At 38.4% G+C, this 25884-nt stretch carries 19 protein-coding genes; 5 read left to right on the plus strand and 14 right to left on the minus strand.

What is annotated here, in order from left to right; genetic code table 11:
• Positions 1–8 precede the first annotated feature (8 nt).
• The 4 genes from P1K33_RS01790 to P1K33_RS01805 form a co-directional block, all read right to left on the minus strand.
• Complete coding sequence (locus P1K33_RS01790) at positions 9–2021, minus strand: tetratricopeptide repeat-containing sensor histidine kinase (protein ID WP_284651133.1); 2013 nt, start codon at positions 2019–2021, stop codon at positions 9–11.
• Positions 2022–2421: 400 nt separating this feature from the next.
• On the minus strand, positions 2422–3078 hold the full coding sequence (locus tag P1K33_RS01795; protein ID WP_284651134.1) for a response regulator: 657 nt from the start codon (positions 3076–3078) through the stop codon (positions 2422–2424).
• 32 nt (positions 3079–3110) lie between these two features.
• The gene (locus tag P1K33_RS01800) at positions 3111–3995 is read right to left on the minus strand and encodes a LytR/AlgR family response regulator transcription factor (RefSeq protein WP_284651135.1); all 885 of its coding nucleotides are present in this window, start codon (positions 3993–3995) and stop codon (positions 3111–3113) included.
• 315 nt (positions 3996–4310) lie between these two features.
• Entirely contained in the window at positions 4311–5852 is a 1542-nt protein-coding gene (locus tag P1K33_RS01805; RefSeq protein WP_284651136.1) for a glycine--tRNA ligase, read from the minus strand.
• A gap of 97 nt (positions 5853–5949) precedes the next feature.
• Between P1K33_RS01805 and P1K33_RS01810 the strand changes: the two genes are divergently transcribed.
• Both P1K33_RS01810 and P1K33_RS01815 read left to right on the plus strand, forming a co-directional pair.
• Positions 5950–6633 carry a ComF family protein gene (locus tag P1K33_RS01810; protein ID WP_284651137.1) on the plus strand — a complete coding sequence of 228 codons (684 nt, stop codon included), beginning with the start codon at positions 5950–5952 and terminating at the stop codon, positions 6631–6633.
• Between the two features lie 74 nt (positions 6634–6707).
• Positions 6708–8309, plus strand: coding sequence for an Ig-like domain-containing domain (locus P1K33_RS01815; protein WP_284651138.1), 1602 nt, complete (start codon positions 6708–6710; stop codon positions 8307–8309).
• Here P1K33_RS01815 and P1K33_RS01820 read toward each other — a convergent pair.
• From P1K33_RS01820 to P1K33_RS01855, 8 genes are all read right to left on the minus strand, one after another.
• A complete protein-coding gene (locus tag P1K33_RS01820; RefSeq protein ID WP_284651139.1) occupies positions 8302–9066 on the minus strand; it encodes a nitrilase family protein in 765 nt (254 codons plus the stop codon). The genes P1K33_RS01815 and P1K33_RS01820 overlap by 8 nt on opposite strands.
• A gap of 1 nt (position 9067) precedes the next feature.
• Positions 9068–11899: a GH92 family glycosyl hydrolase gene (locus P1K33_RS01825; protein ID WP_284651140.1), complete on the minus strand. Its 2832-nt coding sequence runs from the start codon at positions 11897–11899 to the stop codon at positions 9068–9070.
• A gap of 35 nt (positions 11900–11934) precedes the next feature.
• Complete coding sequence (locus P1K33_RS01830) at positions 11935–12774, minus strand: endonuclease/exonuclease/phosphatase family protein (RefSeq protein ID WP_284651141.1); 840 nt, start codon at positions 12772–12774, stop codon at positions 11935–11937.
• 112 nt (positions 12775–12886) lie between these two features.
• Complete coding sequence (locus P1K33_RS01835) at positions 12887–13648, minus strand: succinate dehydrogenase/fumarate reductase iron-sulfur subunit (protein WP_284651142.1); 762 nt, start codon at positions 13646–13648, stop codon at positions 12887–12889.
• Between the two features lie 27 nt (positions 13649–13675).
• A complete protein-coding gene (locus P1K33_RS01840) occupies positions 13676–15685 on the minus strand; it encodes a fumarate reductase/succinate dehydrogenase flavoprotein subunit (RefSeq protein ID WP_284651143.1) in 2010 nt (669 codons plus the stop codon).
• A gap of 18 nt (positions 15686–15703) precedes the next feature.
• Entirely contained in the window at positions 15704–16582 is an 879-nt protein-coding gene (locus P1K33_RS01845; protein WP_284651144.1) for a succinate dehydrogenase cytochrome b subunit, read from the minus strand.
• A 159-nt stretch (positions 16583–16741) separates the two neighbouring features.
• Entirely contained in the window at positions 16742–17608 is an 867-nt protein-coding gene (locus P1K33_RS01850; RefSeq protein ID WP_284651145.1) for a hypothetical protein, read from the minus strand.
• Positions 17609–17658: 50 nt separating this feature from the next.
• Positions 17659–18510, minus strand: a complete 852-nt coding sequence (locus tag P1K33_RS01855; RefSeq protein WP_284651146.1) for a ChaN family lipoprotein — start codon at positions 18508–18510, stop codon at positions 17659–17661.
• 83 nt (positions 18511–18593) lie between these two features.
• Between P1K33_RS01855 and P1K33_RS01860 the strand changes: the two genes are divergently transcribed.
• From P1K33_RS01860 to P1K33_RS01870, 3 genes are all read left to right on the plus strand, one after another.
• The gene (locus P1K33_RS01860) at positions 18594–19190 is read left to right on the plus strand and encodes a Crp/Fnr family transcriptional regulator (RefSeq protein ID WP_284651147.1); all 597 of its coding nucleotides are present in this window, start codon (positions 18594–18596) and stop codon (positions 19188–19190) included.
• A gap of 94 nt (positions 19191–19284) precedes the next feature.
• On the plus strand, positions 19285–20577 hold the full coding sequence (locus P1K33_RS01865) for an aminopeptidase P family protein (protein ID WP_284651148.1): 1293 nt from the start codon (positions 19285–19287) through the stop codon (positions 20575–20577).
• 234 nt (positions 20578–20811) lie between these two features.
• On the plus strand, positions 20812–21603 hold the full coding sequence (locus P1K33_RS01870; protein ID WP_284651149.1) for an alpha/beta fold hydrolase: 792 nt from the start codon (positions 20812–20814) through the stop codon (positions 21601–21603).
• Here the strand turns inward: P1K33_RS01870 and P1K33_RS01875 are convergent.
• On the minus strand, positions 21600–24356 hold the full coding sequence (locus P1K33_RS01875) for a PD-(D/E)XK nuclease family protein (RefSeq protein ID WP_284651150.1): 2757 nt from the start codon (positions 24354–24356) through the stop codon (positions 21600–21602). The genes P1K33_RS01870 and P1K33_RS01875 overlap by 4 nt on opposite strands.
• A 63-nt stretch (positions 24357–24419) precedes the next feature.
• The gene (locus P1K33_RS01880) at positions 24420–25814 is read right to left on the minus strand and encodes an OmpA family protein (RefSeq protein WP_284651151.1); all 1395 of its coding nucleotides are present in this window, start codon (positions 25812–25814) and stop codon (positions 24420–24422) included.
• Between the last annotated feature and the right edge of the window lie 70 nt (positions 25815–25884).

Below are 25884 nucleotides of genomic sequence, written 5' to 3' on the forward strand. Positions count from 1 at the left end.
TAGCCAATTTAATTAAACCCTTTTAACGGAATTGCGATATTGATTGAAGTAACGGAATTGGTTTTTGAACTAACGCTAAATTTCCCATTAAGTGTTTTTACGCGGTGGTTCATGTTTTTTAATCCAATTCCTTTTTCAGAAGCGACTGCATTAAAACCAATGCCATCATCAGTAATCGAAAGACAAATATTGTTGTTATCAATCAATATACTGATAATAGCTTTTTTAGCTTTTGCGTGCTTGTTAATGTTATGGCTGGCTTCCTGAATGACGCGGTATAAATTCATTTTCGTACTATTAGATATCGTATTCCAATCAATTGAGCTGTTTACTTCCAATATAAACAGGGTATCACTGTTTTTATTTTGCTCCTCCACAAAATCGTCCAATAGTTTTCCAAAAGTGTCATATTGATCAAAAACATCCTGATTTAAGTCATGAGCTATATTCCTAATCTCTTTTTCAATATTTTGGATGTCATTGATGTGCGATAAACATTGTTCAATGGCATTATCGTCTCTATTAATAGACAATACAGAAAGATTTAACCGGGTGCTGGCCAATTTATTCATCACACCATCGTGCAGTTCAAGCCCAATCCGTTTTTTTTCAATCTGACGCGCTGCTTCTTCCTTGCCTTTCTGGGATAACATCAACTGGTAAATCTCCTCATTGGCATTCTGCTGGGTCTGCTGCAGCCGGAGTTCTTTTTGTTTTAGCCGCTGACGGGCGATAATGAATATCAGCAGTGAAATAACAAGAAGGGTGAGTGCAACCGCTATGATGATTGATCTTTGTTTAAGTGCAGTATCTTTTTGCTGGGTAATTTCTTCTGTCTCGTAGGCTATACGCGCAAATTTATCCCTAAAATTTCTTTCGGCAATCTGCATACTATCATTGATTCGAATGTATTCCTGAGCATAGATTTGAGCCTCTTTTTTATCAACTTTGAGAAGTTGGTTTAGACTTATCAGAACATCATCGGGGTTTTTGTATTCTCTGGAAATCTCAAGTGATCTTTTGGCGGCATTTATAGCGCTCAAAATTTCTTTACGTTTAAAGTAGTATTTAGAGAGGTATATCTGGTTGTAATTTCTAGCAGATAAGCTGTTAACTCTTTTAAAAATGGAATCAGCCTTGAAGAACAAATTTGGCAAATTACTATAATCACCTTTCTCTGTTTTATATAAACCTAATAATGATATGCATTGGGCATAATCATCAGGATTTGATGTTCTGGCTTTTTTATCTTCAAGGAATTTGTTCAAATAATCAAAAGCTTTGTCGTATTCCTTTAAATCAATATAGCAACTAGCTATTTCAACATTTAATTCCTGTTTTTCATTTAAATCAGAATAGTTTTGATTGAGATCCATAAAATATTCAATAGCTCTTTCGTTTTGCTTTAAACTACTAAGATTATTTGCAATTATTTTTTTTAATTTAAAATCAAGCTCAGTGAACCCCATTTTTTTTGCAAGTGATAAAGTTTTAAAAGCAGTATTGTTGCTTCCCAAATAATCGCATGCATAGGATTGAGTTATAGCTATATCCATCATTGTCTTGAGAACGTAACCTTTATTGTTAACAGAATTAAATAGTTTTTTTGCTTTAAATAAATATTCGATTGCCTTTTCGTTATTGGAAACACTTGTGTGGTAAAGCCCTAAGGTTCTGTATGCAAAACCTAAGCTTAGTGTATCTTTTACAGCGGAAGACAGCTGTAACAATTGTGAAGCAGTTTTTTTTGATTCTTCTTTTTTACGAAGTAGATGGTATCTAAAGGAGACGAAGTACAGAGCGTATCTCTTTACAGAATCATTATTTCTCAAATCAATAAATGACAATATTTTATCGTTATATTTTATTCTTTTATCAAAATCCAAAGTATCATTGCTTGCCAGAGCAATGTATTTTTGAATCGAGTCGTTGTTGGCGGTACTACTTTTATCAGTTGTTTTTGAATTACAACCGTTCAGAATTATAAGTAGAAATAAAATAAATACAGACGCTTTGTTCATTTAGCCAATTTAATTAAAATCTTATGATTTTTGTATAATAAGAATAGCCAGTTTGTTATGGCCCCAATTGTCTTTGGCTCTCTTATAGGAGGTGATTAGACAAATAACAGCCCTGCTTTTTAGTCGTCCAAACGTCAAAGCCAGGGCTGTATTGGGTTGTTTTCTTTACTCCTGCTTAATAACAAACCAAAAATAAACAGAAGAAAATTTCGATTAATTTCACCAAACAAAATACCACTTTTATCCGGCTTCATACCCAAGATGGTAAGTCTTGTTGTTTTACCAATTTTGAATTTGAATTTTTATCAAAGTAAAATTATGAGTCAGGAATGACTTTCTGTTACACTAAAAGTGTACATTTTGTTAAAATTTGAAAAAGAGTGGGAAAAGGCGATTTGGTTTAAATCAAACCTTGTTTTCTGGCTTCTCTGAGGATATCTTCATCTGTGCCTTTTTCTATATCAAAGAATTCTTTGATAGTGACTTTTCTTTTGTCAATCGCACTTTTAGAGAGATTTAGGTGTTCAGGAAGGTTTTTAGTTTGGATGCCTTGGGATAATAACATAATAATTTGCCTGTTGTAACTATCCAATACCTTGGCAGATTCTTTAATTTCTTGTTTGAGATTTTTGATTGTACTGCTGAAATAGTTTTCACCTTTAACTATTGTATCAAACGCCACTAAAAGCTCCTCAGCCTGAAAATCGCTTTTTACTAATAAACCCTCGGGATTGCATTCTCTGATTAACTTAAGTAACAAAAGTGATTCATAATGAGAGGTAAGCATCATAATTCTGGCTTCGGGTAAATATTGTCTGATTATCGGGACCAAGTCTGCACCGTTATGAATATTTTTCTCCGGATAGGGTGGCATGGTATAATCAATCATTATGACATCAAAAGCAACTTTGGTGCTTGTAATTAAATCATACGCCGATTCACAACTAAAAATGGTCTCAGTATTTATGACGTAGCCATAGGGATTATAAGACAGTATCGCCTTATAACCTTCTATAAGAGATGGATGATCATCAATAATTAATACAGTTACTTCCATATTTGAATTTGAGTAAATGTATTATTTTTCGTCTATATTTCCAAATAATTTCCACCTGCAATCCGGGTGATGATCAAATCAACATTTTCTTTATAGGATTTAGAGAACGGTAATTTGGTGGTTGAGTTTTTAATGTAACAAACGGTGTTTCCGGTATGGATTCTCGAAACCTGGTCTACATTAATAATATAACTGTTGTGGATACGCAAGAATTGTGTTTGCGGTAAAACGGTTTCAAAATGTTTCAAAGTCTTGAACGCCGTAATCATTTCGCCATTGTTCAAATGGATATCGGTTGAGTTGTTGTCGGCCTCAAAATAAAGAATATCATTCGAATCGATATAACGGTAATCCCCATAAGATTTTACACAAATCACCAATGATTGCTGTTTCTGAACCATAACCGGATTTTCAACCACTATAGGCATGGCTTTTATTTCCACATCGTGTTCAGCTGTTTCTAATTCTTCCGTAAGGGTTTCATCCAAAACTTCAAAAGTCGCCGCAGGATTTTTCACTTCCATATGTGGCAAATCCGATTTAATGGCGCGGTCAAATTTCAAAATCGCTTTTCTGAAATCATTGATGTCTAAAGGCTTCAGCAAATAATCAATCACTTCATACTTTAAAGCGTCATAAGCAGAATCCTTTTTGGAAGTAGTAATGATAATTTTAGGAACCACACTTAAATAACGGTACAGCTCATTAATCAGCGACAAGGAAAGATTGCTCTTTTTGTCCGCCGGATCAATTTCTAAAAAAACAAGATGAGGTTGGTGTTCGAGGATCAAATTTACACCTTCGTCATAACTATTGGCAGAAGCGACAAAGGAAAGGTTACGAAAGCGCTCAGCTATGGCCTGAGTTTTCGTGACATCTTCCTGATTGTCATCAATAATTATGTAAGTGTGGCTCATGAACGCTTTTCCGTGATTTAGGGGAAAGCATCATCAGTTAAATTTAACGGGTAGTTTTGGGGAAACTATTTTGTTTTGGCTAAGATTAAAATTTAAAATCAGCCACAAAAATAAAAACGATTAACCGTCCGTATTTTCGTTGTAACGAAATTAGAATTTTAGTCGACGAATGGTAAATTTTGTTGACAGAAAGGGCAATCCTGTTAATATGTGAATTTTATCTCGGAAAAAAACTTACAAAAAGCAAAAAACCCTAATTCCGAAAGGATTAGGGTTTTTGGATTCCCGTGAAGGCGGAAATGACAATTTATGGTGTTACATTTTCATCAACCAGTTTCTCATCGAAACTTCGTTACCGATTATGTTTCTCAATTCTGAAATTTTGACTCTGTCCTGTGCCATCGAATCTCTGTGGCGAATGGTTACCGTTTCGTCTTCCAATGTTTGGTGATCCACTGTAATACAGAATGGTGTTCCTAATGCATCTTGTCTTCTGTAACGACGACCAACCGCATCTTTTTCATCATAGGCTACATTGAAATCCCATTTTAAATCTTCGATGATTTTTTGAGCGACTTCCGGCAAACCGTCTTTTTTCACTAATGGTAAAACCGCTGCTTTTGTTGGTGCCAAAACCGATGGTAAACGCAAAACGGTACGTGTAGAACCGTCTTCCAAAGTTTCCTCTTTTAAGGAAGTAGCAAAAACCGCCAAGAACATTCTGTCTAAACCAACCGAAGTTTCCACTACATAAGGCACATAGTTAGAATTGGTTTCGTTGTCAAAATATTGCAGTTTTTTACCTGAAAACTGTTCGTGTGCCTTCAAATCGAAGTCGGTTCTCGAGTGAATTCCTTCTAATTCTTTGAAACCGAATGGGAAATTAAACTCGATATCGGCAGCCGCATTGGCATAGTGCGCTAATTTTTCGTGGTCGTGGAAACGGTAGTTTTCTCTGCCTAAACCAAGCGATAAATGCCAGTTCAAACGAGTTTCTTTCCAGTATTCGTACCATTTCATTTCTTCGCCCGGCTTAACGAAAAACTGCATTTCCATTTGTTCAAATTCACGCATACGGAAAATAAACTGACGTGCTACAATCTCATTTCTAAAAGCTTTCCCGGTTTGAGCAATTCCGAAAGGAATCTTCATTCTACCGGTTTTTTGTACGTTTAAGAAGTTCACAAAAATTCCCTGAGCCGTTTCAGGACGCAAGTATAAATCCATTGCGTTTTCGGCTGAAGCTCCAAGTTTAGTACCAAACATCAGGTTGAATTGCTTTACATCCGTCCAGTTTCTTGAACCGGTTTCCGGATCGGCAATTTCCAATTCTTCAATAAGATTTTTTACATCTTCTAAATCTCCGGCACCAAGCGAACGACCCATTCTTTCCAGAATTTCGCGCTCTTTGGCCAAATATTCCATCACACGCGGATTGGTCGTTTTGTACTGTTCTTCGTCAAAAGAAGCACCAAAACGCTCGCGGGCTTTTTCAATTTCTTTTTTGGCTTTCAGGTTTAACTTTTCGGCATAATCCTCAATTAAAACGTCGGCTCTGTATCTTTTTTTAGAATCCTTGTTGTCAATCAACGGATCGTTGAACGCATCAACGTGACCCGAAGCTTTCCAAGTGGTTGGATGCATCAAAATTGCGGCATCAAGGCCAACAATGTTTTCATGCATTTGCACCATGGCTTTCCACCAATATTCTCTAATGTTCTTTTTTAATTCGACTCCGTTTTGCGCATAATCATAAACCGCGCTCAAACCATCATAAATTTCGCTAGACGGAAAAATAAATCCGTACTCTTTTGCATGCGAAACTACATTCTTAAATAAATCTTCTTGTTTTGCCATAATGCTGCAAAAATATAAAAAGCGATGATAAAAAAAGGCTTAAAAATCAATTAGAATAGAAAAATTTTATAATTTTATGTAAGAAAATTACTTTTTTATGTTGAATCATCTGCTGAATTTATTTTTTCCAAAGTCGTGCGCCGGTTGTCATTCCTTTTTATTGAGTGATGAAATGGTCATTTGTACGCAATGTCGACACGAAATTCCGCTCACGAATCACCACAAAATCGAAGAAAATGAAGTGTTCCAAAAATTCTATGGCAGAATTCCGCTCGAGTTTGGTGCGGCACTGTTTTATTTCCACAAAAAAGGCATTGTTCAGGAAATGATGCACCAACTAAAATACAAAGGAAATCAAGAAATCGGGGAAATTGTAGGGTATTGGTATGCTTCAGAATTGCAACATTTGGAACCAATGAAAAACATCGACTATATCATTCCCGTTCCGCTGCACAAAAGAAGATTGCGCGAACGCGGTTACAATCAGGTGACGACTTTTGGCAAAGCATTGGCACAAAACTTAGCAATTCCTTACGAAGAAAGCGTTTTGCAACGGAAAAGATACACCAAAACCCAAACTAAAAAATCACTTTTAGGCCGGGCAGATATCAGCAAAACCATTTTTGATGTTTCGTTTTCGGAAAATCACCATGGGAAACATTTTTTGCTGATTGATGATGTGATTACCACCGGATCTACACTTGAAGCCTGCAGCAGAGAACTGCTCAAAATCCCCAATTCGAAAATCAGCATTGTCTGTATGGCAATGTCACACAGTTAATTTGTTAAGTTTCCCAAAAAACATTTCATTCACACTAAATATAATTGTTATTTTGTGGTTTGAAAAAATGCTTTATGCCAAAAAATAACTTCAGATATTTTTCTTTACTGTTAATCCTTTTAACCATTGGTTGTGCCAAGCGCGGCAATATTACCGGTGGTGCCAAAGACACGATTGCACCGGTTTTAAAATCGAGTTTACCCAAAAATCTTTCAACCAATTTCAACGGAAAAGAAATCAAACTGGTTTTTGACGAATATGTAAAGCTGAAAAATGTTGGCAAGCAGCTGATTGTTTCTCCACCAATGAAAATTAAGCCGGAGATTTTACCCTATAACGCGAGCAAAACCATCACGATTAAAATAAAAGACACACTTCAGTCGAATACCACTTACAGTTTTAATTTTGGTCAAAGTATTGAAGACAACAACGAAGGCAATCCTTATCCGCAGTTCAAATATGTTTTTTCCACCGGAAGTTATATTGATTCTTTGGCGTTAAACGTTAAGATAAAGGATGCTTTGGAAAAGAAAACAGACAACTTTGTATCGGTGATGCTGTACGAAGTGGATGAAAAGTTTAATGATTCTACGATTTACAAAGAAACACCAAGATACATTACCAATACTTTGGATAGTTTGCAAATTGTCAAGCTCGAAAACCTCAAAGAAGGCAAGTATCTTTTGGTGGCACTGAAAGACAATAGCAACAACAATATTTACAATCCAAAAACGGATAAAATCGGTTTCCAAAGGCAATACATTACCATACCGAATGATACGGTGTTTGAAGTAGAATTATTCAAGGAAGAGTTGCCATTCAAAGCTTTCAAACCTACTCAGGCGTCCAAAAGCAGATTGCTAATGGGTTATGAAGGCAAAGCAAAAGGAACTAAAGTAACCATCAAAAATGGTTCGGAAATTATTCCGTCATTGGTTACCCAAATGCCAAAAAAAGATTCACTGCAAGTTTGGTTCAAACCAATAAAAGTTGATTCGCTTCAGGTGAATGTGGAAAAAGACAATTACAAAGCAGACTTCATTGTAAAAATCAAAGCCCAAAAAGCGGATACTATTTCGATTAGCTCCAATTTTAGCGGTACTTTACCACTTCGCGAGAGATTTTCAATGACTAGTGCTACGCCTTTGGTGAAATTTGACAAATCGAAAATAAGCATCAAAAATAAAGATTCCCTGGCTGTTGATTTTACTACTGAATATGATGATTTCAACCAAAAGTTATATCTGGACTTCAAAAAAGAGCCATTGGAAAAGTATACCATCGAAGCGTTACCGGGTGCAATGACCGATTTTTACGAAAAAGAAAACGATACTTTGTCGTTTAAGGTGACTACCAAAAATATTTCGGATTATGGTAATTTGAGAGTGATTCTGGAAAATGTCAAAAGGTTTCCGATGATTGTCGAACTGACTGATAAAGACGGGAAAGTCAAATACACAGAATATACAGAAAGCAATAACGCCATCAATTTTGATGCCATTGAACCCGCGTATTACACCTTGCGGATTATCTATGACGATAATAAAAATAAGGTTTGGGATACCGGAAGCTACTTAGAAAAACGCCAAACCGAAGAAGTTATTTATTTCCCGAAAGAAATAGATGTTCGCTCCAACTGGGATGTTGAGCAGCCATTTAATGTTGGCACTAAATAAGCTCGAACTTATCTTTGTCGTCCAGAAACGCCAATTTACCTCTCGTTTCCAATAATTTTTCTTTGTCCAATGTGACAATGGAAACACTTTCATTTTCATTGGGCTCAATTAAATAATTCCCAAGAAAATCAACAGCTTGTGAATGGCCAACATACTCCAGATTATTATTATCGGAACCAATTCTGTTCACGCCAATCGCATAACTCATGTTTTCTACGGCGCGTGCTTTGAGCAAAATATCCCAAGCATTGACACGGGGTTTGGGCCAATTGGCGACATAAATCAATAGGTCATAGTTTTCAACATTTCGGGCAAAAACCGGAAAACGCAAATCATAACAAATCAGCGGACAAATTTTGAAACCTTTGTAATCCACGATTAATTTTTCTTTTCCTGCGGTATATACTTTGTCTTCTCCGGCGAGCGTGAACAAATGCCGTTTGTCATAGGTTTTGATGTCGCCATTGGGAAAAACAAACACCAAACGGTTGTAATAATTGCCGTTTTCTTCAATCACCAAACTTCCGGTTATCGCGCAGTCTTTGGCTTTAGCCAAATGTTGCAACCAGGAAACCGTTTCGCCATCCATGGTTTCAGCGATAGTTTTTAGATTCATCGTAAAGCCCGATGAAAACATTTCGGGAAGCACAATCAAATCAACTTCTTCTAAAAAACCATTGATTTTTTGAGACAAATGGCTTCTGTTTTCGGTTGGATTTTCCCAGGTTAGCGAGGTTTGGACTAAGGCGACTTTCATACTATTTGATTGTTATTTCATCTACAAAAATAAACGCGTCACCACCGGCACCTTGATGCCATTCGGGTAATTTGCCAAAATTATAGGCTTTGACCTTTACATATTTGGCTTTGATTGGTTTGTCTGATTTGAACCCAAAATTTACCACGTAATTTTCAGTGTCTTTTGGATCGGTTTTATTGTCAATCGTTCCGGCCAAAGTAAAGTTCACATTGTCAGTTGATACATAATATTCCACTTTTGTGGGCATCAAAATCCAGGAACGCGAATCTTGTAAAAACGTGCCGTTACATTCGGTAATGCTTTTTTCGGTTTGCAAATCAATTGTCGCTTCAAAATCCTGACTTTGATAACCCTGCCAATCGCCTTTGCGCCAATTGGTTGTCCCGAAAATCCCATCAATCAAACCTTCCGCACCGCCGGCATGGTACTGCGGATTGTATTTGGATTTGGTATTGATGGTGTAATTATTTGGTTTTTTGAAGAAAGTAGCAGAAATAATACTGCTCTTGAAAGGCTCTTTGTTAATCATCTCGGCAAATCTTGCGTCTACTGTTGCCGTTTCTGTCAATATGATTTTTTCTCCTTGGTATTGTTTAAAGGGCACACCTTTTTCGGCATTATAAACGATTCTATAGGAATAACTACCATGAAAATTCGGATGATCTAATTCAATTTCTAAAGAATCCTTAAACGACTTGCTTTCAGCAATAATCACAGGAACCGAAACAATAGCTTTAGCAGAAAAACCATCAGCCACAATTAAGCTGTTATTTTTGATTCCAAAATATTTCATATCATCCACAAGCATTTTTTTTGAAATGTTTTGGGATGTGTTATCTTCAAAATTGATCTTGATATTTTCAAAATTGGATTGGGTGACACTCCATTCCGATTTTCCCGGAGTCACGGCATAAATTCCCATCGAACTCAATACATACCAAGCACTCATTTGTCCACAATCTTCATTGCCAATCAAACCATCGGGTGTGTTCTTATAGAAATTATTTAAGATGAAGTTGATTTTTGCCGCTGTTTTTTCCGGTTTGCCAATGTAATTATACAAATACGTCATGTGATGACTCGGTTCATTGCCATGAGCATATTGTCCAATCAAACCGGTAACATCCACTTGTTCACGACCGGTAGTTTTGCTTTCGCTGTTGAACATTTCGTCCAGTTTGGCTTCAAAATTATCGGCTCCGCCGTAGGCTTCAATCATTCCGGGAATGTCCTGAGGAACAAAGAAAGTATAATGCCATGCATTGCCTTCGGTAAAGTTGTTGTTGACTTCTCGCGGGTCAAAAGGTTTGTCCCAACCACCATTTTTCTTAGGTCGCATAAAGCCTACATTCCAATCGAAGACATTTTTCCAGCTTTGGGAACGCTGCATGAAATAATTGTAATCTTCTTTTTTATTCAAAATCATTGCCATTTGGGCAATACACCAGTCATCATAGGCATATTCAACGGTTTTTGAAACGCTTTCATGTTCGTCATCCATCGAAATAAAACCTTGTCTTTTGTAGGCTTCCAATCCTAAATGATCCAGCATCGCACTGTGTTTGGCCGCTTCAAAAGCTTTTTCATAATCAAAACCGGTAATGCCTTTCGCCATCGCATCTGCCATGACAGAAACCGAATGATACCCAATCATGCAATCGGTTTCATTGGATGCCAATTCCCAAACCGGCAATCGTCCGCCTTGTTCGTATTGTTTTAAAAAGGTATTGATAAAATCGGCAGTGCGTTTCTTTTCAATCAAAGTATACAAAGGATGTGCGCCTCGGAAAGTATCCCAAAGCGAGAACACCGAATAATAATCGAAGCCTTCAGCTTTATGGATTTGGTTGTCACGTCCACGGTATTTACCATCGATGTCCTGAGCGATATTCGGTTGTACCATCGTGTGGTATAAAGCCGTGTAGAAAATCGACAGTTTGTCTTTATTGGTCTCTGTAACTTCAATTTTGGACAATTGTTTGTCCCAAAGCACTTCCGCTGCTTTTTGAACTTTGGCGAAATCCCAATGCGAAATCTCAGTCATATTTAATTTGGCGCCACTATAACCCGTTGGGGAAAGGGAAACTTTGACCGAAATCTTTTCACCTTTTTTAACTTCTTTTGAAAAACTTAACGCCAATTGTGTTCCGGCAAAGAAGGTATCTGTGTTTTTTGCAGGAGCAAATCCATTGCTTTTAACCTTATTAATTTTCATTGGAACACTAAATTCAATGCGCGCGTAAACATATTGGTCTTTGGCCCAGGCTTCGCTTCGTCTCAGGATTTCAATGGTTTTGTTGTTGATGATTTTGACTTCGCCCTGCAATAATTTATCGCGATGATTCAAATCCAAAATGATATTCGCCTTACCGGATTTGTTAAAAGTATATTGGTGAAAACCAACTCTGGTAGACGAAGTCAAAGCCACGTCGATATTGTGTTTGTCGAGTTTTACCGAATAAAATCCGGCTGTTGCTTTTTCATTGGCATGTGCAAAAACAGAACTGTAATCTTTTGGATTTAACATTGGTTCGCCCATGGTTGGCATCAACATGATGTCGCCATAATCGGTACAACCCGTTCCGTTCAAGTGTGTATGCGAAAAACCATAAATCGTATTGTCATCGTGATGATAACCAGAACAACCGTCCCAACTGCCGTCAATTCGGGTATCTGGAGACAATTGTACCATTCCGAAAGGTACAGTAGCACCTGGATACGTATGTCCATGGCCACCGGTTCCAATCATCGGATTGACATATTGATGGTAATTTTGGCCAAAAATGGAGAACGAAATCAGTAGAAGTAAAGTGGTAAGTTGAAGTTTCATAGTGTTGTTTGTTGTGCGAAATATATAAAAATCTTTTAATTAAATTTAAGTTCGATATAAACCGGCAAATGATCCGAAGGATATTTTAAGTCTCTGGAATCGCTCAGAATACCGTATTTCTTAACCTTAAACGGATTGTCTTTGGACAAAAAGATATAATCAATGCGTTTGGTTACCGGTTCATTGTGTTTGAAGGCATTAAAAGTACCGCTTGGGCCAAAAGCTTTTTCTTCTGAAATATCATGGCTGTCGAGCATTTCCTTTTTTAGATTGATGATTCTTTCTTCGGTTGGTTCCGAATTGAAATCACCCATAAAAAACACTGGATAATTTTTAGAGTTCAGTTCCTTGATTTTGGAAAGAATTAATTTGATAGAATTGGTTCGTGCCAATTCGCCCATATGGTCCAAATGGGTGTTGAAAATCCAGAAAACCTGTTTGCTTTTGCCGTCTTTGATTAAGGCATAAGTGCAAACGCGATTGAGCGCCGCATCCCAGCCTTTGGAAATCTTATCGGGTGTTTCGGAAAGCCAAAAAGTATTCTCCTTAAGCACTTTGAAGCGGTCTTTTTTATAAAATATATTGGATGATTCTCCTTTGCCAATACCATCTCTTCCAATGCCAACATAACCATAATTGGGCAGCATGGTTGCAATATCTATCACCTGATTGGGTAATGCTTCCTGAATCCCGAAAATATCCGGTTCGTGAAAAATAACCTGGGAAGCCCAATAGTCTTTGCGGTTTGGCCAAGCATTTCCCCCATCGGAAGCAATGTCCAGACGAATATTATAGGTCATCAATCTCAGTTTTTGAGCCGAAACAGTGTTGGCAAAAACCAAAATCGTCATCAATGAAAAGAGAAATTTTTTCATGCGGATTGAAAGCTTATTGTTTGTTACTGTAAATATACTTTATTTGACTTTATGGCATAAAAAAACGCATCCAAATCAATGAATGCGTTTCTATATTTTAACAAAGTTTAAATTATTTCAAACTTGCTTTTAAATATTCTCTGTTCATACGGGCAATGTTCTCTAAGGAAATGCCTTTTGGACATTCTACTTCACACGCACCGGTATTGGTACAGTTTCCGAATCCTTCTTCGTCCATTTGACGCACCATGTTTAATACACGTTGGGTCGCTTCCACTTTTCCTTGTGGCAATAAAGCATACTGAGACACTTTGGCACCAACGAATAGCATAGCCGAACCATTTTTACAAGTCGCCACACAAGCACCACAACCGATACAAGCCGCTGCTTCGAATGCTTTGTCTGCATCGTCTTTTGGCACCGGAATCGAGTTGGCATCGATAGTGTTTCCGGAAGTATTTACCGAAACGAAACCACCGGCTTGCTGGATTCTGTCGAACGCGCTTCTGTCAACAACCAAGTCTTTGATTACGGGGAACGCTTTACTTCTCCATGGTTCAACATAAATAGTATCATTATCCTTGAACGTACGCATGTGTAATTGACAAGTTGTGATTCCGGTGTCCGGTCCGTGAGCGCGACCGTTGATGTACAACGAACACATACCGCATATTCCTTCGCGACAATCGTGGTCAAAGGCAACCGGTTCTTTTTGGTCATTTACCAATTGTTCGTTCAACTGATCTAACATTTCCAAAAACGAACTTGCCGTAGAAACGTTATCCAGTTTGTATGTTTCCATACTCCCTTTTGTTTTGGCATTTTTCTGACGCCAAATTTTAAGGTTTATATTGATGTTTTTTGCTGCAGACATAATTTTATATTTATACCTATTGGACTATTATTTGTAATTACGAGCGGCAATCTTGATGTACTCGTAGTTTAGATCTTCTTTGTGCATTACTTCTTTGCTGATGTCGTCTCCGGTGTATTCCCAGGCGCCAACGAAAGCAAAATTCTTGTCATCACGCAATGTTTCCCCTTCTGAATCCTGATACTCTTCACGGAAGTGACCACCACAAGATTCGTTGCGTTGTAAAGCATCCATGGCCATCAACTGACCCAATTCGATAAAGTCAGCCACACGAAGAGCTTTCTCTAATTCAGGGTTCATTTCGTCATTGCTTCCAGGAACGTAAACGTCTTTGTAGAATTCGTCTTTTAAAGCGGCGATTTCAGAAATGGCTTCAGTTAATCCTTTGGCATTTCTTCCCATACCCACTTTATTCCACATGATGTGGCCTAATCTTTTGTGGAAATGATCCACTGATTTGGTTCCTTTATTGTTCAGGAAGAAATTGATTTGATCAGTAACTCTTTTTTCAGCTTCAACGAATTCTGCAGAATCTGTAGAGATTTTACCGGTTCTGATTTCGTCTGCCAAATAGTTGGAAACCGTATAAGGCAATACGAAATAACCATCCGCCAATCCCTGCATCAAAGCCGAAGCTCCTAATCTGTTGGCTCCGTGGTCAGAGAAATTGGCTTCTCCGGCAACGAAACAACCCGGAATAGTAGATTGTAAGTTATAATCCACCCAAACGCCACCCATAGTGTAATGAACCGCCGGATAAATTTTCATCGGTGTTTCGTATGGATTCTCGTCGGTGATTTTTTGGTACATGGTAAACAGGTTACCGTATTTCTCTTCCAGCCATTGTTTTCCAAGTGCCGTAATTTCTTCCGGAGTTGGATTGTGATTTCCTTTGGCGTAAGCCGCTTGTTTTCCTTTGCTTTGGATTTCGGTAGAGAAATCTAAGTAAACACCTTCGTTGGTATCGTTAGCTTCAATTCCGTATCCTTCGTCACAACGCTCTTTGGCCGCTCTCGAAGCCACGTCACGTGGTACTAAGTTTCCAAACGCAGGATATCTTCTTTCTAGGTAGTAATCTCTGTCTTCTTCAGCGATTTGTGTTGGTTTCATTTTACCAGCACGAATGGCTTCAGCATCTTCCTTTTTCTTTGGTACCCAAATACGACCTGAATTTCTCAACGATTCCGACATCAAAGTCAGTTTCGATTGATTGGTTCCGTGTACCGGAATACAGGTTGGGTGAATTTGCACATAACAAGGATTCGCAAATAAAGCGCCTTGTTTGTGGATTTTCCAACCGGCAGTTACGTTAGAACCCATTGCATTGGTAGAAAGGAAATATACATTTCCGTAACCACCTGAGGCTATAATTACAGCATGCGCTGAATGTCTTTCGATTTCACCGGTAACCAAGTTACGGGCAATTATTCCACGGGCTTTTCCATCAACTTTTACGATATCCAACATTTCGTGACGGTTGAACATTTGAACACGTCCCAATCCGATTTGTCTTGATAAAGCCGAATAAGCTCCTAATAATAACTGTTGTCCTGTTTGACCTGCCGCATAAAACGTACGTTGAACCTGTGTTCCACCAAAAGAACGGTTGTCTAACATTCCACCATATTCACGGGCAAAAGGAACACCTTGCGCCACACATTGGTCGATGATATTTCCGGAAACTTCCGCCAAACGGTGAACGTTGGCTTCACGCGCACGGTAGTCACCACCTTTAATCGTATCGTAGAACAAACGGTAAACAGAGTCACCATCGTTTTGGTAATTTTTAGCAGCATTCACACCACCTTGTGCGGCGATGGAGTGTGCTCTTCTTGGAGAATCTTGGAAACAAAATGCTTTTACATTGTATCCCATTTCTCCTAGTGAAGCAGCGGCAGAAGCACCAGCCAAACCGGTTCCAACAACGATTATATCGATTTTTGGACGGTTATTCGGGGCAACTAACTTTAAGTGATTTTTATGATTAGTCCATTTCTCTGAAATAGAACCTTCTGGTATTTTAGAATCTAACTTCATGATTTATACTGATGTTGATTATTTTAGAAAAAAGTGAATGTAAACCGGAATCGATGCAAATAATAGCGGTACCAAAATGGCGAAAGCCGCTCCAAAACCTTTGATAGCCGGTGTATACTTCGGATTGTTTAAACCAAGTGACTGGAACGCACTCTGGAACCCGTGAAGTAAGTGGAAAGCCAAAACAAACATCGCCAAAACATAAAGGATGGTTGCGATCAAACCGAATTTAGCGTCTTTAAAGAATGCCACGGTGATTTTATGTAAATCTTTATAAACATCACCAGCTTTTACGTTGGTTCCGTAATAATACATTTCGGTTCTGTTTTTTAATACGTACTGCTTTTGTTGAGGAGCCATCGGGTTAATTGGTTCTTCAGCTTCTCCAATCTGTACAGCATCTTTAGCGTAATATTGTCCTTGAATCACACCAACATAGACTTCTCCTGAAGGACCTTGATTTGTTTCAACGGTTTGCATGAACAATGGCATTTTTTCATCAAAATGCATCACAGCCCAAAAGTTCATCATATGTACAACGATGAAAACCAAAATCAAGCTTCCCAAAACCGCCATGTTTCTCGAAGAAAAGCTACTGTTTTTTGAAGGATTGTTTTTGGCATAACCAATTGGTCTTGCTTTTACGTTCTGATAAGTCAACAAAAACCCATCGACTGCGTGGAATAGAATTGAAAGGTAAGTTAGGTAAGAAAGAATTTTTACTGCCGGATTTGAGGTCATGAACAATGCGTACTGATTGAAATGTGCTGCATCGCTAAAAATTAATTGAAGATTTCCTGCTAAGTGACCCGCTAAAAACAAGCATAAAAATAAACCTGTAAGAGCCATCCAATATTTTTTTGCTAAGGATGACTTTAAAAGTGCAGATTTTGCCATAATTGTGTGTATTGTTTAAAAAAATCACACAAAAATACACCTATTTGGGATTAACTACAACCTTTTCGTGGTAATTTATAATCAATTTAAAGTGAGATTAACAGTTGTTGATTGTCAACTACTTAAATGGCTTTTTTAGGGCGAAAAAGATAAACAAAACTACCTTACATAGCTCGGAATCAAGCCACGTAATCCCATATCTACCACATTTTCACCAATTGCAGGCTCATATTTTCCGTCAGCAGTAACTTCCTGCCACTCAAAACTGTGGTTGTTTGATAGTGATAATGTAATTACAATGTCATCTGTTTCGTTACCGTTGATAACCAAATTGGACGCGAATCTCCCGGTTACGACACAAGAACCTTGTGGAATTGGCGAGGTTGAAGCAATCGGATTTGGAACCGTAGTGGCTCCGGCCGGGGCTTGTCCTGAGGTAGAATAAGGTTGGTCATTTAATCCAAATGCCCAATAGCCTTGTAATCTGTTTCCGTTTACCGGAAAAATATTATTACCGATATTGAAAGTAGAAATATAAGTGTTGTACCCGACAAAACTGGCTAAGGTTCCTGCATAATCAACACCGGCGCTCCGAACATTGATTTGGTAATTTTGATAGGATAGTGAAACGCGCATCCATTCATAACTTCCGGCAGCCACTTGGCTCAAAGGAATTTTTAAAAAGGTTTCGCCTTCGGCTACAACTTTGGAACGACTAAAATCTATGGCATTAGCACCACCAAGCGTGGTTTCAGGAGCATGATAAATAATGGTTCCCTGACCGATTTGAGTAAAGGCATTCGGAGCCAATTCCATATAATGGGCTGAAATACCATTAAAAATAGGCGATTGAGCTGCATTTCCTGCCGGAACGGTTGAAGGCTGGCCTAAATTGTTAAGCCTTGCCTGATTTTCATCAAATTGGAATTTGATAATTAGCATCGGCTCTTGCGGACTATCGCTGCTGCACGAAAAGAAGGGCAGTGCGGCGACGAAAAGAATTAAAATGATATATGCTTTCTTCATTTGATTTTGATTTATTGATTGATTTGTTGATGATTTATGTTAAGACGATGTTAATGTGTTTTTGTTACATCTTCATCTATAACGAGAATATAGTCTGCTTTATTATACTCTTCGGGCATTATTTTTTCTAAATCTTTCTGTTCCAATGTGGCAATCGTAATGATTTCAAGATTTGGCGCGGTTTTTTTCAAATACCAACAAATGCCTTCAAAATTGTCTGAATGATAAGTACCGTTATAATGAATGAAGATACTTTCAGGTTTTAAATGTTGCTGTATAAAATAAGCCATCGTCGCATCTTTTATCGCCTGCGCTTTGGGCATATTTGGACTTGCATGATTACCCATCATTTTCATCATATTGACATAACCCGGTAAATTAGCATCGTAATCAATCGGTAACGGTGCCATCCACGATTTTTCTTCCGAAGTCAAAACTTCCAAAGCTTCAAATCCTTTTTTGGAAACCAATGACGCATACCTTCTCGGAATATTCGTAGCGATAAATGGGAACATATTTTCCTTGGCAAAATCTACCAAAGGCTTGTAATCGGTTTTGTAATTAGGCCAAAGTCGCGCTGTAGAATCCAGTTGTTTCTGATTGATTTCGCCTTTCAGGTATTGGTCCAACTGTTTTTGGTTATCCGCTTCAATCATTTCTGCGCCAAGAACCAGCGGCTTTTTTTCGGCCAAATCTTTGGTCAGTTCCAATTGCAACCAATGCACCACCGAATTGTTGTGGTATTCACCAAATAAAACCACTTGGGACTTTGCAGCGGCTTTCAGGAGTTTGGCATAAGTGGTCTTTTTGCCTTTCTTATCAAAAAGCTGATATGGTTTTTTATCCTGAGCATTGAGTCCAAAACAAATTAGGAAAGCAAGAAGCAGCGAAACTTTTTTCATAGCGTTAATTTTCCCTAAAATTATTCATTAATCACAGAATAAAAAAATGTGCCCAAAAAAGAATATTTTTGTTCGTGATACTTATGAAAACTCCAAACGACAACACCCCTTTTTTAGATTATTTGCGTCATTTTATCCATGATGCCGATACTCATTTAGAGCAATCGCTTCTTGATATTGCCGGGAGTTTCAAAGTGCTACATTTGAAAAAAAACCAACTCTTAGTCGATGAAAACCAGGTTTGTCCTTATTTCTGTTATGTGGAAAGCGGGATTCTCCAACACGCTATTTTAGTGGAAGACGAAGAAAAAACGACTTATCTGGCGCTGCGCAATTCGGTTACGTCTTCACTGAACAGTTTTCTCAATAAAGTTCCGTCACGAAAGAGTGTCAAAGCTTTGGTGGATTGCCAACTTTGGGTCACTGATTTGGAAACCTTCAAGAATTTACAGGCTAATAATAAAGCGTTCAGGCAGTTTTACCACAATCTGATTGAAAGACAAATCATGCTTATCGATGACTATCGCATTGACTTGCTGACCTTAACACCTGAAGAACGGTATAAGAAATTATTGGTGACTGAACCCAAATTACTTCAGGAAGTACCATTGCATTACTTAGCTTCTTTTCTCGGCATTTCGAATCGACACATGAGCCGAATCCGAAAAAACATCGGCTAATAAAAAATAACGCCATTTGGCTACTTATTGCTTTGGACTAATCCGTAATTTTGGTAAACTAAATCTAAGAAGTCTAACAATCCAAAAATCTAATATGAAATACCATCAAATAGACCGTCAATTGTTTGTTAAAAACAGAGCCAAATTCACGGCACAAATGAAACCCAACAGCGTTGCGGTGTTCAATTCCAATGACATTTATCCGGTTTCTGCCGACAGCACTTTGCCTTTTGCACAGCACAGGGATATTTTTTACTTATCGGGTGTTGACCAGGAAGAAAGCATCTTGTTGCTTTTCCCGGATGCGCCGTATGAGCATTTAAAAGAAATTTTATTCCTAAAGGAAACCAACGAACACATCGCAATCTGGGAGGGCGAGAAGCTGACCAAAGATCGCGCGTTTGAAGTATCCGGCATCAAATCGGTGATTTGGTTGCAGGATTTCCACAAGACATTGAAAGAAATCATGGCCTATTCCGATACGATTTATATCAATACCAATGAGCATTACCGCGCGGCAATTGAAACCGAAACCCGTGAAGCGCGTTTTGTAAAATGGTGGAAGGAAAATTATCCGGCGCACAAAGTCGAAAAATCAAACCCGATTTTACAAAGATTGCGTTCTATCAAAGAAAGCGAAGAACTCGATTTGATCCAAACCGCCTGTAACATTACCGAAAAAGGTTTCCGCAGGGTTTTGAATTTTACCAAACCCAACGTAATGGAATACGAAATCGAAGCCGAATTTGCCCACGAATTCCTCATCAACCGTTCCAAAGGTTTTGCTTACACGCCGATTATCGCTTCGGGAAATAATGCCAACGTTTTACACTATATCGAAAACAACCAGCAATGTAAAGCCGGTGATTTATTGCTGCTGGACGTTGGAGCCGAATATGCCAATTACTCGAGCGACATGACCAGAACGATTCCGGTTTCGGGGAAATTCAGTGACCGCCAAAAAGCCGTTTACAATGCGGTGTTGAATGTAAAAAACGAAGCGACAAAAATGTTGGTTCCGGGAACGCTTTGGAAACAATACCATTTGGAAGTGGGAAAAATAATGACTTTTGAATTATTGAACTTAGGTCTAATCGACAAAGCCGATGTACAAAACGAAAACCCGGATTGGCCGGCGTATAAAAAATATTTTATGCACGGAACATCACACCATATGGGATTGGACACGCACGATTACGGTTTATTGCACGAACCAATGCAGGCGAATATGGTTTTCACTGTTGAACCGGGCATCTATATCCCGGCGGAAGGTTTTGGTATTCGTATTGAAGATGATGTGGTGATTCAGGAAAAAGGAGAAGCTTTCAACCTGATGAGAAATATTCCGATTGAAATGGATGAAATTGAGAGTTTGATGAATTCTTAATTGAGAGAATAGAAAATAGAACAAAGAATATAGACGGCTCACGATGGTGGGTCGTTTTGTTTTTATGCTATTGTCATTCCGACTGAAAGGAGGAATCTCATTATGAGATGCTTCCTTCATCAGCATGACAAAAGGCAATGAAAAGAAAATATCAACAATCATTCGTGTATTACTTCGTCTGTCACTTTGCTCATGTCGTGGCTAAACACTATTTTTGAACTGAAAACTGCGACTGTGACTGCGACTAAACATATTACTTACAAAAACACCAAAATCTCCTATACCGACCAAGGCAAAGGCACGGCGGTAGTGTTATTGCATGGTTTTCTCGAAAACAAAACGATGTGGAAGGCTTTTGTACCGGAATTGTCCAAAAAGTATCGTGTCATTACTGTTGATTTGCTCGGCCACGGCGAAACGGAATGTCTTGGCTACGTTCACGCGATGGAAGACCAGGCGGATATGTTGTTTGCCTTATTGCTGACGCTTAAAATCAGAAAAGTGGTTCTCGTTGGGCATTCCATGGGTGGTTATGTCGCTCTGGCTTTCGCCGAATTGTATCCCGATCACATGAAAGGGTTGTTTCTGTTGAATTCGACATCACGCGCGGATAGTGACGAACGCCAAACGAATCGCGACCGTGCGGTGGTGTGTGTCAAACAGAATTATGCGGCTTTTGTCAGTATGTCAATTGCCAACTTATTCAGCGAAGACAACCGCGAACGCTTGACCAACGAAATTGAAAAGGTAAAAGAACAAGCCTTGAAAACACCATTGCAGGGCATTGTTGCGGCTTTGGAAGGCATGAAAATCCGAAAAGACCGCGAAGTCATTCTGCATTTTGCGCCCTATCCGATGCAGTTGGTTTTGGGTCAAAAAGATGGTGTGCTGATTTACGAGGAAAACCTCGAGCAAATTGAAGGCACCAAAGTTGAACTCACTACTTTCCCCGATGGACACATGAGCCACATTGAAAACGAAAAAGAATTAATGAAAGTATTGCTGAATTTTTTAAAGAAAGTCTAATTGGTTTTTTCTTCGAAAGCCGTTTCCATATTAAAAATCTCACCAAGCAAAATCACAATCTGTTCCAGATAAGCTTCCATGATTTCAGGGGTAACGATTTCAGTTGCTTCTTTTTCGGGTTTGAAGTTAAACGGCAAAAATCCGGATTTCAGATTTTTAAACGAAATGATTCCGGCTTCGATGTCGCGGCCGTTGGCTTGTTCCTCAAACATAAAAGCATACGCCAGAATCTGGATGATTTTATCGTTTTTGATATCCTCGGTCAAACCGTTCCAGTCTTTTAACGTGACACTTTTTTGCTCAACTTTTCCCGTTTTATAATCGATGATCCTGATTCTTCTGTTGCGGATTTCAATTCGATCAACATTTCCTTTAATCAACACCGGAAAGGGCAAACGCGCATCTTCTAAAGCTCTTTCAAAGGTTTCTTCCAAAGCAATAATCTGCACTTCATCCCCATTTTCCAAAGCTTCCAATTCGAGCTTGAGGAAATTATACACATTCCGTTTAGCCACTTCAAAAGCCAACAGGTTTCTACCTTTTTTGATTTCGCCTTCTTTGTAAACCAATTTGAATTGGTTCAACACTTCGTCGTCTATCTTTTTGAAACAACCATCAATATCGGCTTTTGTTAGAATTCTTCCAATAAACGGTTTGTACAATTCTTCTAAAGCGCCGTGAATAATCGTTCCCAAAGTATTGACCGCAATATTTTCTTCGACTTCATCGGTTTCCGAAATGCGCAAAACTCTTTGAAAATAAAACTGAATCGGATTTCGGATATAGGTTGTCAATGACGAAGGTGAAAAGCCATTGGTGGCAATTTCGTTCAGGCGGGCCAAAATGCTTTCCGTTTTTGGAACGACTATCGGTTGGTGTGCAATATTCGGCACATCGGGATTGTAATACTGAAAAGTTAAGTTGTGATTTGGTTGTTTTTCCACTTCCAACTGGGTAATGAAGCGGCTTTTTTCACCAGCATCAAAACCATCGCTGTCCGCATTGTAAATCAGGTAAATGTTTTTGGCGCGTTGGAGCAAATGATAAAAGTGATAGGTGTAAATCGCATCTTTTTCTTTGTAGGTTGGCAAACCCAATTCGCGTTTGACATCATACGGAATAAACGAATTGGTACTTTTTCCGGCCGGAAATTTACCTTCGTTGACCGAGGTAATGATTACGGTTTCAAAATCGAGCACACGGCTTTCCAAAACACCCATAATCTGTAAACCGTCTAACGGTTCGCCTTCAAAAGAAACTTCGGCCACATCGATTACCTGTTTGTAAATGGCATGTAGCGTTTTGATGTCGTCTATGTTTTGGTGTTCGCCAAAATAGGAAATCATCTTGTTGATGACTTTATAGACCGAATAGACAAAGGCATTGGTTATTTTTTCCTCTTCGTTGTCATAACTCAGATTGGCTTTGATTTGGAGTAAAATTTGTGACAGGTTTTCGAGAACGGAAACCGAATTGGTGTCCCATTTTTGGAATAACATTTGGAACAACATATTGTATTCGGCGTGTAATTCTTCCAGTTTTTTATGCGTGATAAAAGTGTAATTGTTTTTGTTGATTCGGTTGACCAATTCGCTGCAGTTCACATAAGGCTCAATCAACGGATGCGTCAATATATCGAGCACATCTTTATAATACATCACATAATTAACCGGGTTTCTGGACAAAGCATTGGAATGTAACTTGAACAATTTAGCAATTAGCAATTGCGCCGGATTGTTTTTGCTCGAAAAACCCATGGTGACATTCAGTGCGTCAACGGTATTGGGTAAGGAATGCAACACCGGCAGCAATAAATTTTCTTCGCCTAAAACGACCGCAACATTTTGCAGGTTGGCCTTGTTTTCGGCGATGTGTTTTTCGATAATACTTCCGGTGATTTTGGCTTGCCCAATCGATTTGGAAGTCGCAATCACCTGAATGTTCTTGGCTTCGGTAAAATCGTTGACAATCCATTCGTAAGGATGGGTTTTGTAGTAAATCCAATCTGATTTGAATTGCCGTTGGAACAAACCGGCATCGTGAAAAGTGTCATTGAGCAAAGTAGCATCGATATCCCAATAGATTTTGGCTTTGTCCATCGCCAGTAAATGCTGGATGATTTTTTCTTCGGCCTGGTTGAGCGCGTTGAAACCGGCGAAGAGGAATAGGTTATTGTTATGCTCCGAAAAGTAATTCAGATTTTCAACGGCTTCACGATAAATCAAACCTTGGTAACCGATGCCTTTATTGAGCAGATAGTCATATAAAGCCTGATAATATTCAGGCAGTTTTTTCCAGAAAATTAAATAGTTTTCAATGAGCTCGGTGCGTTTTTCGATATCAACGGCCCAATGTTCAATCTCCTTGATGTTTTCAAGGTATTTCAGGACATGATTTGGGTCTAATAAATAACGATCAATTTCATTAAAATCCTGTAGTAAAGTTTTGGCCCAATTGGCAAACGTATCGAAGGAATCCGGCTCTTTTTCAGTCAAAGAAAGATAAACACTGTAAAACTCAAAAAGCAATTCGACACTATCAATCGAGCGAATGCCCGCAACATCCTGGATAAAATCTTCTATGCTGATAATTTCGGGTGCGAAGATGTTATTGGGAATTGATTTCTTTAGTTCATCCAGCAAAAAAACTTTGGCTCTTTTGTTGGGCAAAATCACCACCAAGTCCAATAGATTATCAGAATGGTTTTTTAAGATTTCCTGTACGAGTTGGTAAAGAAATGTTGGCTTTGGCATTCTATAAAAATAAAAAAACGCTCCGAATTTCGGAGCGTTTTTTAGAAATATTTTGAGAAGAAATTATTTTACTAATTTCACTTCAACTCTTCTGTTGTTAGCTTTACCAGCTTTAGTTTTGTTAGTATCGATTGGTTTAGACTCACCGAAACCAGCTGAAGACAATCTTGAAGAGGCAACACCGTTTTCAATTAAATAATTTTTAACGGCAGCAGCTCTGTTTTCAGAAAGTGTTTGGTTAGCAGCATCTTTACCATCGCTATCTGTGTGACCTTCAATTGAGAAGTTAGAGTTTGGATACTCTTTCAAGATTGCTACGATAGCTTGTAATACTGGGTAAGTTTGTTGTTGGAATGTAGCTTTACCGCTATCGAATAAGATAGTTTTAGCATAGTCATTCAATCTTTTGATAGCTTCTTCAGTAACTTCTGGACAACCATTGTTTGCCGCAGTACCAGCTACATCTGGACATCTGTCATCTTTATCTAAAACTTTGTCACCATCTCTATCTGGCCAAGGACATCCACCATTTTCTTTAGGACCTTTAACGTCTTTACATTTGTCTTCTTTGTCTTGAACTCCGTCACCGTCAGTATCAGGACAACCACCAAATTGTTGTAAACCAGCTACTTCTGGACAAGCATCAACATTGTCAGCGATTTTATCACCGTCAGTATCAGGACATCCGTTATATTCAGCAGGACCAGCGATTTCTGGACAAGAATCTTTGCTATCTTCAATACCATCAGCGTCAGTATCAGGACAACCTTTGAATTGTTTTAAACCAGCAACTTCCGGACAAGCGTCGTCTTTGTCATAAATTCCGTCACCATCTTTGTCAGAACCTCCAAATTTGAAAGTAAGACCTGCAAAGTGTTGAACGTGAGAAGGGTAGTCTTCACGCACATCTTCGAAAGAATGTTTGTATGTAGAACGCCAAGATAAACCTAAGTTTTCGTTAAACCAAAAAGTTAAACCTAAACCTGCGTTAACATTTCCAGCACTGATATCATCACCAATCCAAGTATAACCTCCACCAACGTGAATAGATGGGTCGATTTTTTTAGATCCAATTAAATTCATCATGCTGTAGTTGATCGCTCCATCAGCAGCGTAATAGTTTAAATCTCCAGGATTTACTACTTCGTATGGTCCATCACCAACTCTTGGCAATACATACTTAGTGATTTTGTTGATAGAACCTGTAATTCCGAAAGAGAAATTACCACCAACGTTTCTAGATACGGTTAAATAAGATACTGAAGGCAAGATGTTCCAGTTGTCTTTAGCATTGAAAAACTGAGAGAACTGATCTTCTAATTTTGATGCAGCACTAAATCTGGTGTCTACTGCGTTCATACCAAAGGAGATTGCCCAAGGGTTGTTAGTGTCTTGAGCCTGAGAGCTTAAACCAGCTAACATTAGCATAGCAACGAATAATTTGTTAAGATGTTTCATACTTAAATTGATTAGATTATAATAATTATAATAGAACAAAAGTAATACGTATTAATATAATATCAAAATC

Origin of the sequence: Flavobacterium terrisoli (assembly GCF_030167905.1) — a bacterium.
Classification (GTDB): Bacteria; Bacteroidota; Bacteroidia; order Flavobacteriales; family Flavobacteriaceae; genus Flavobacterium; species Flavobacterium terrisoli.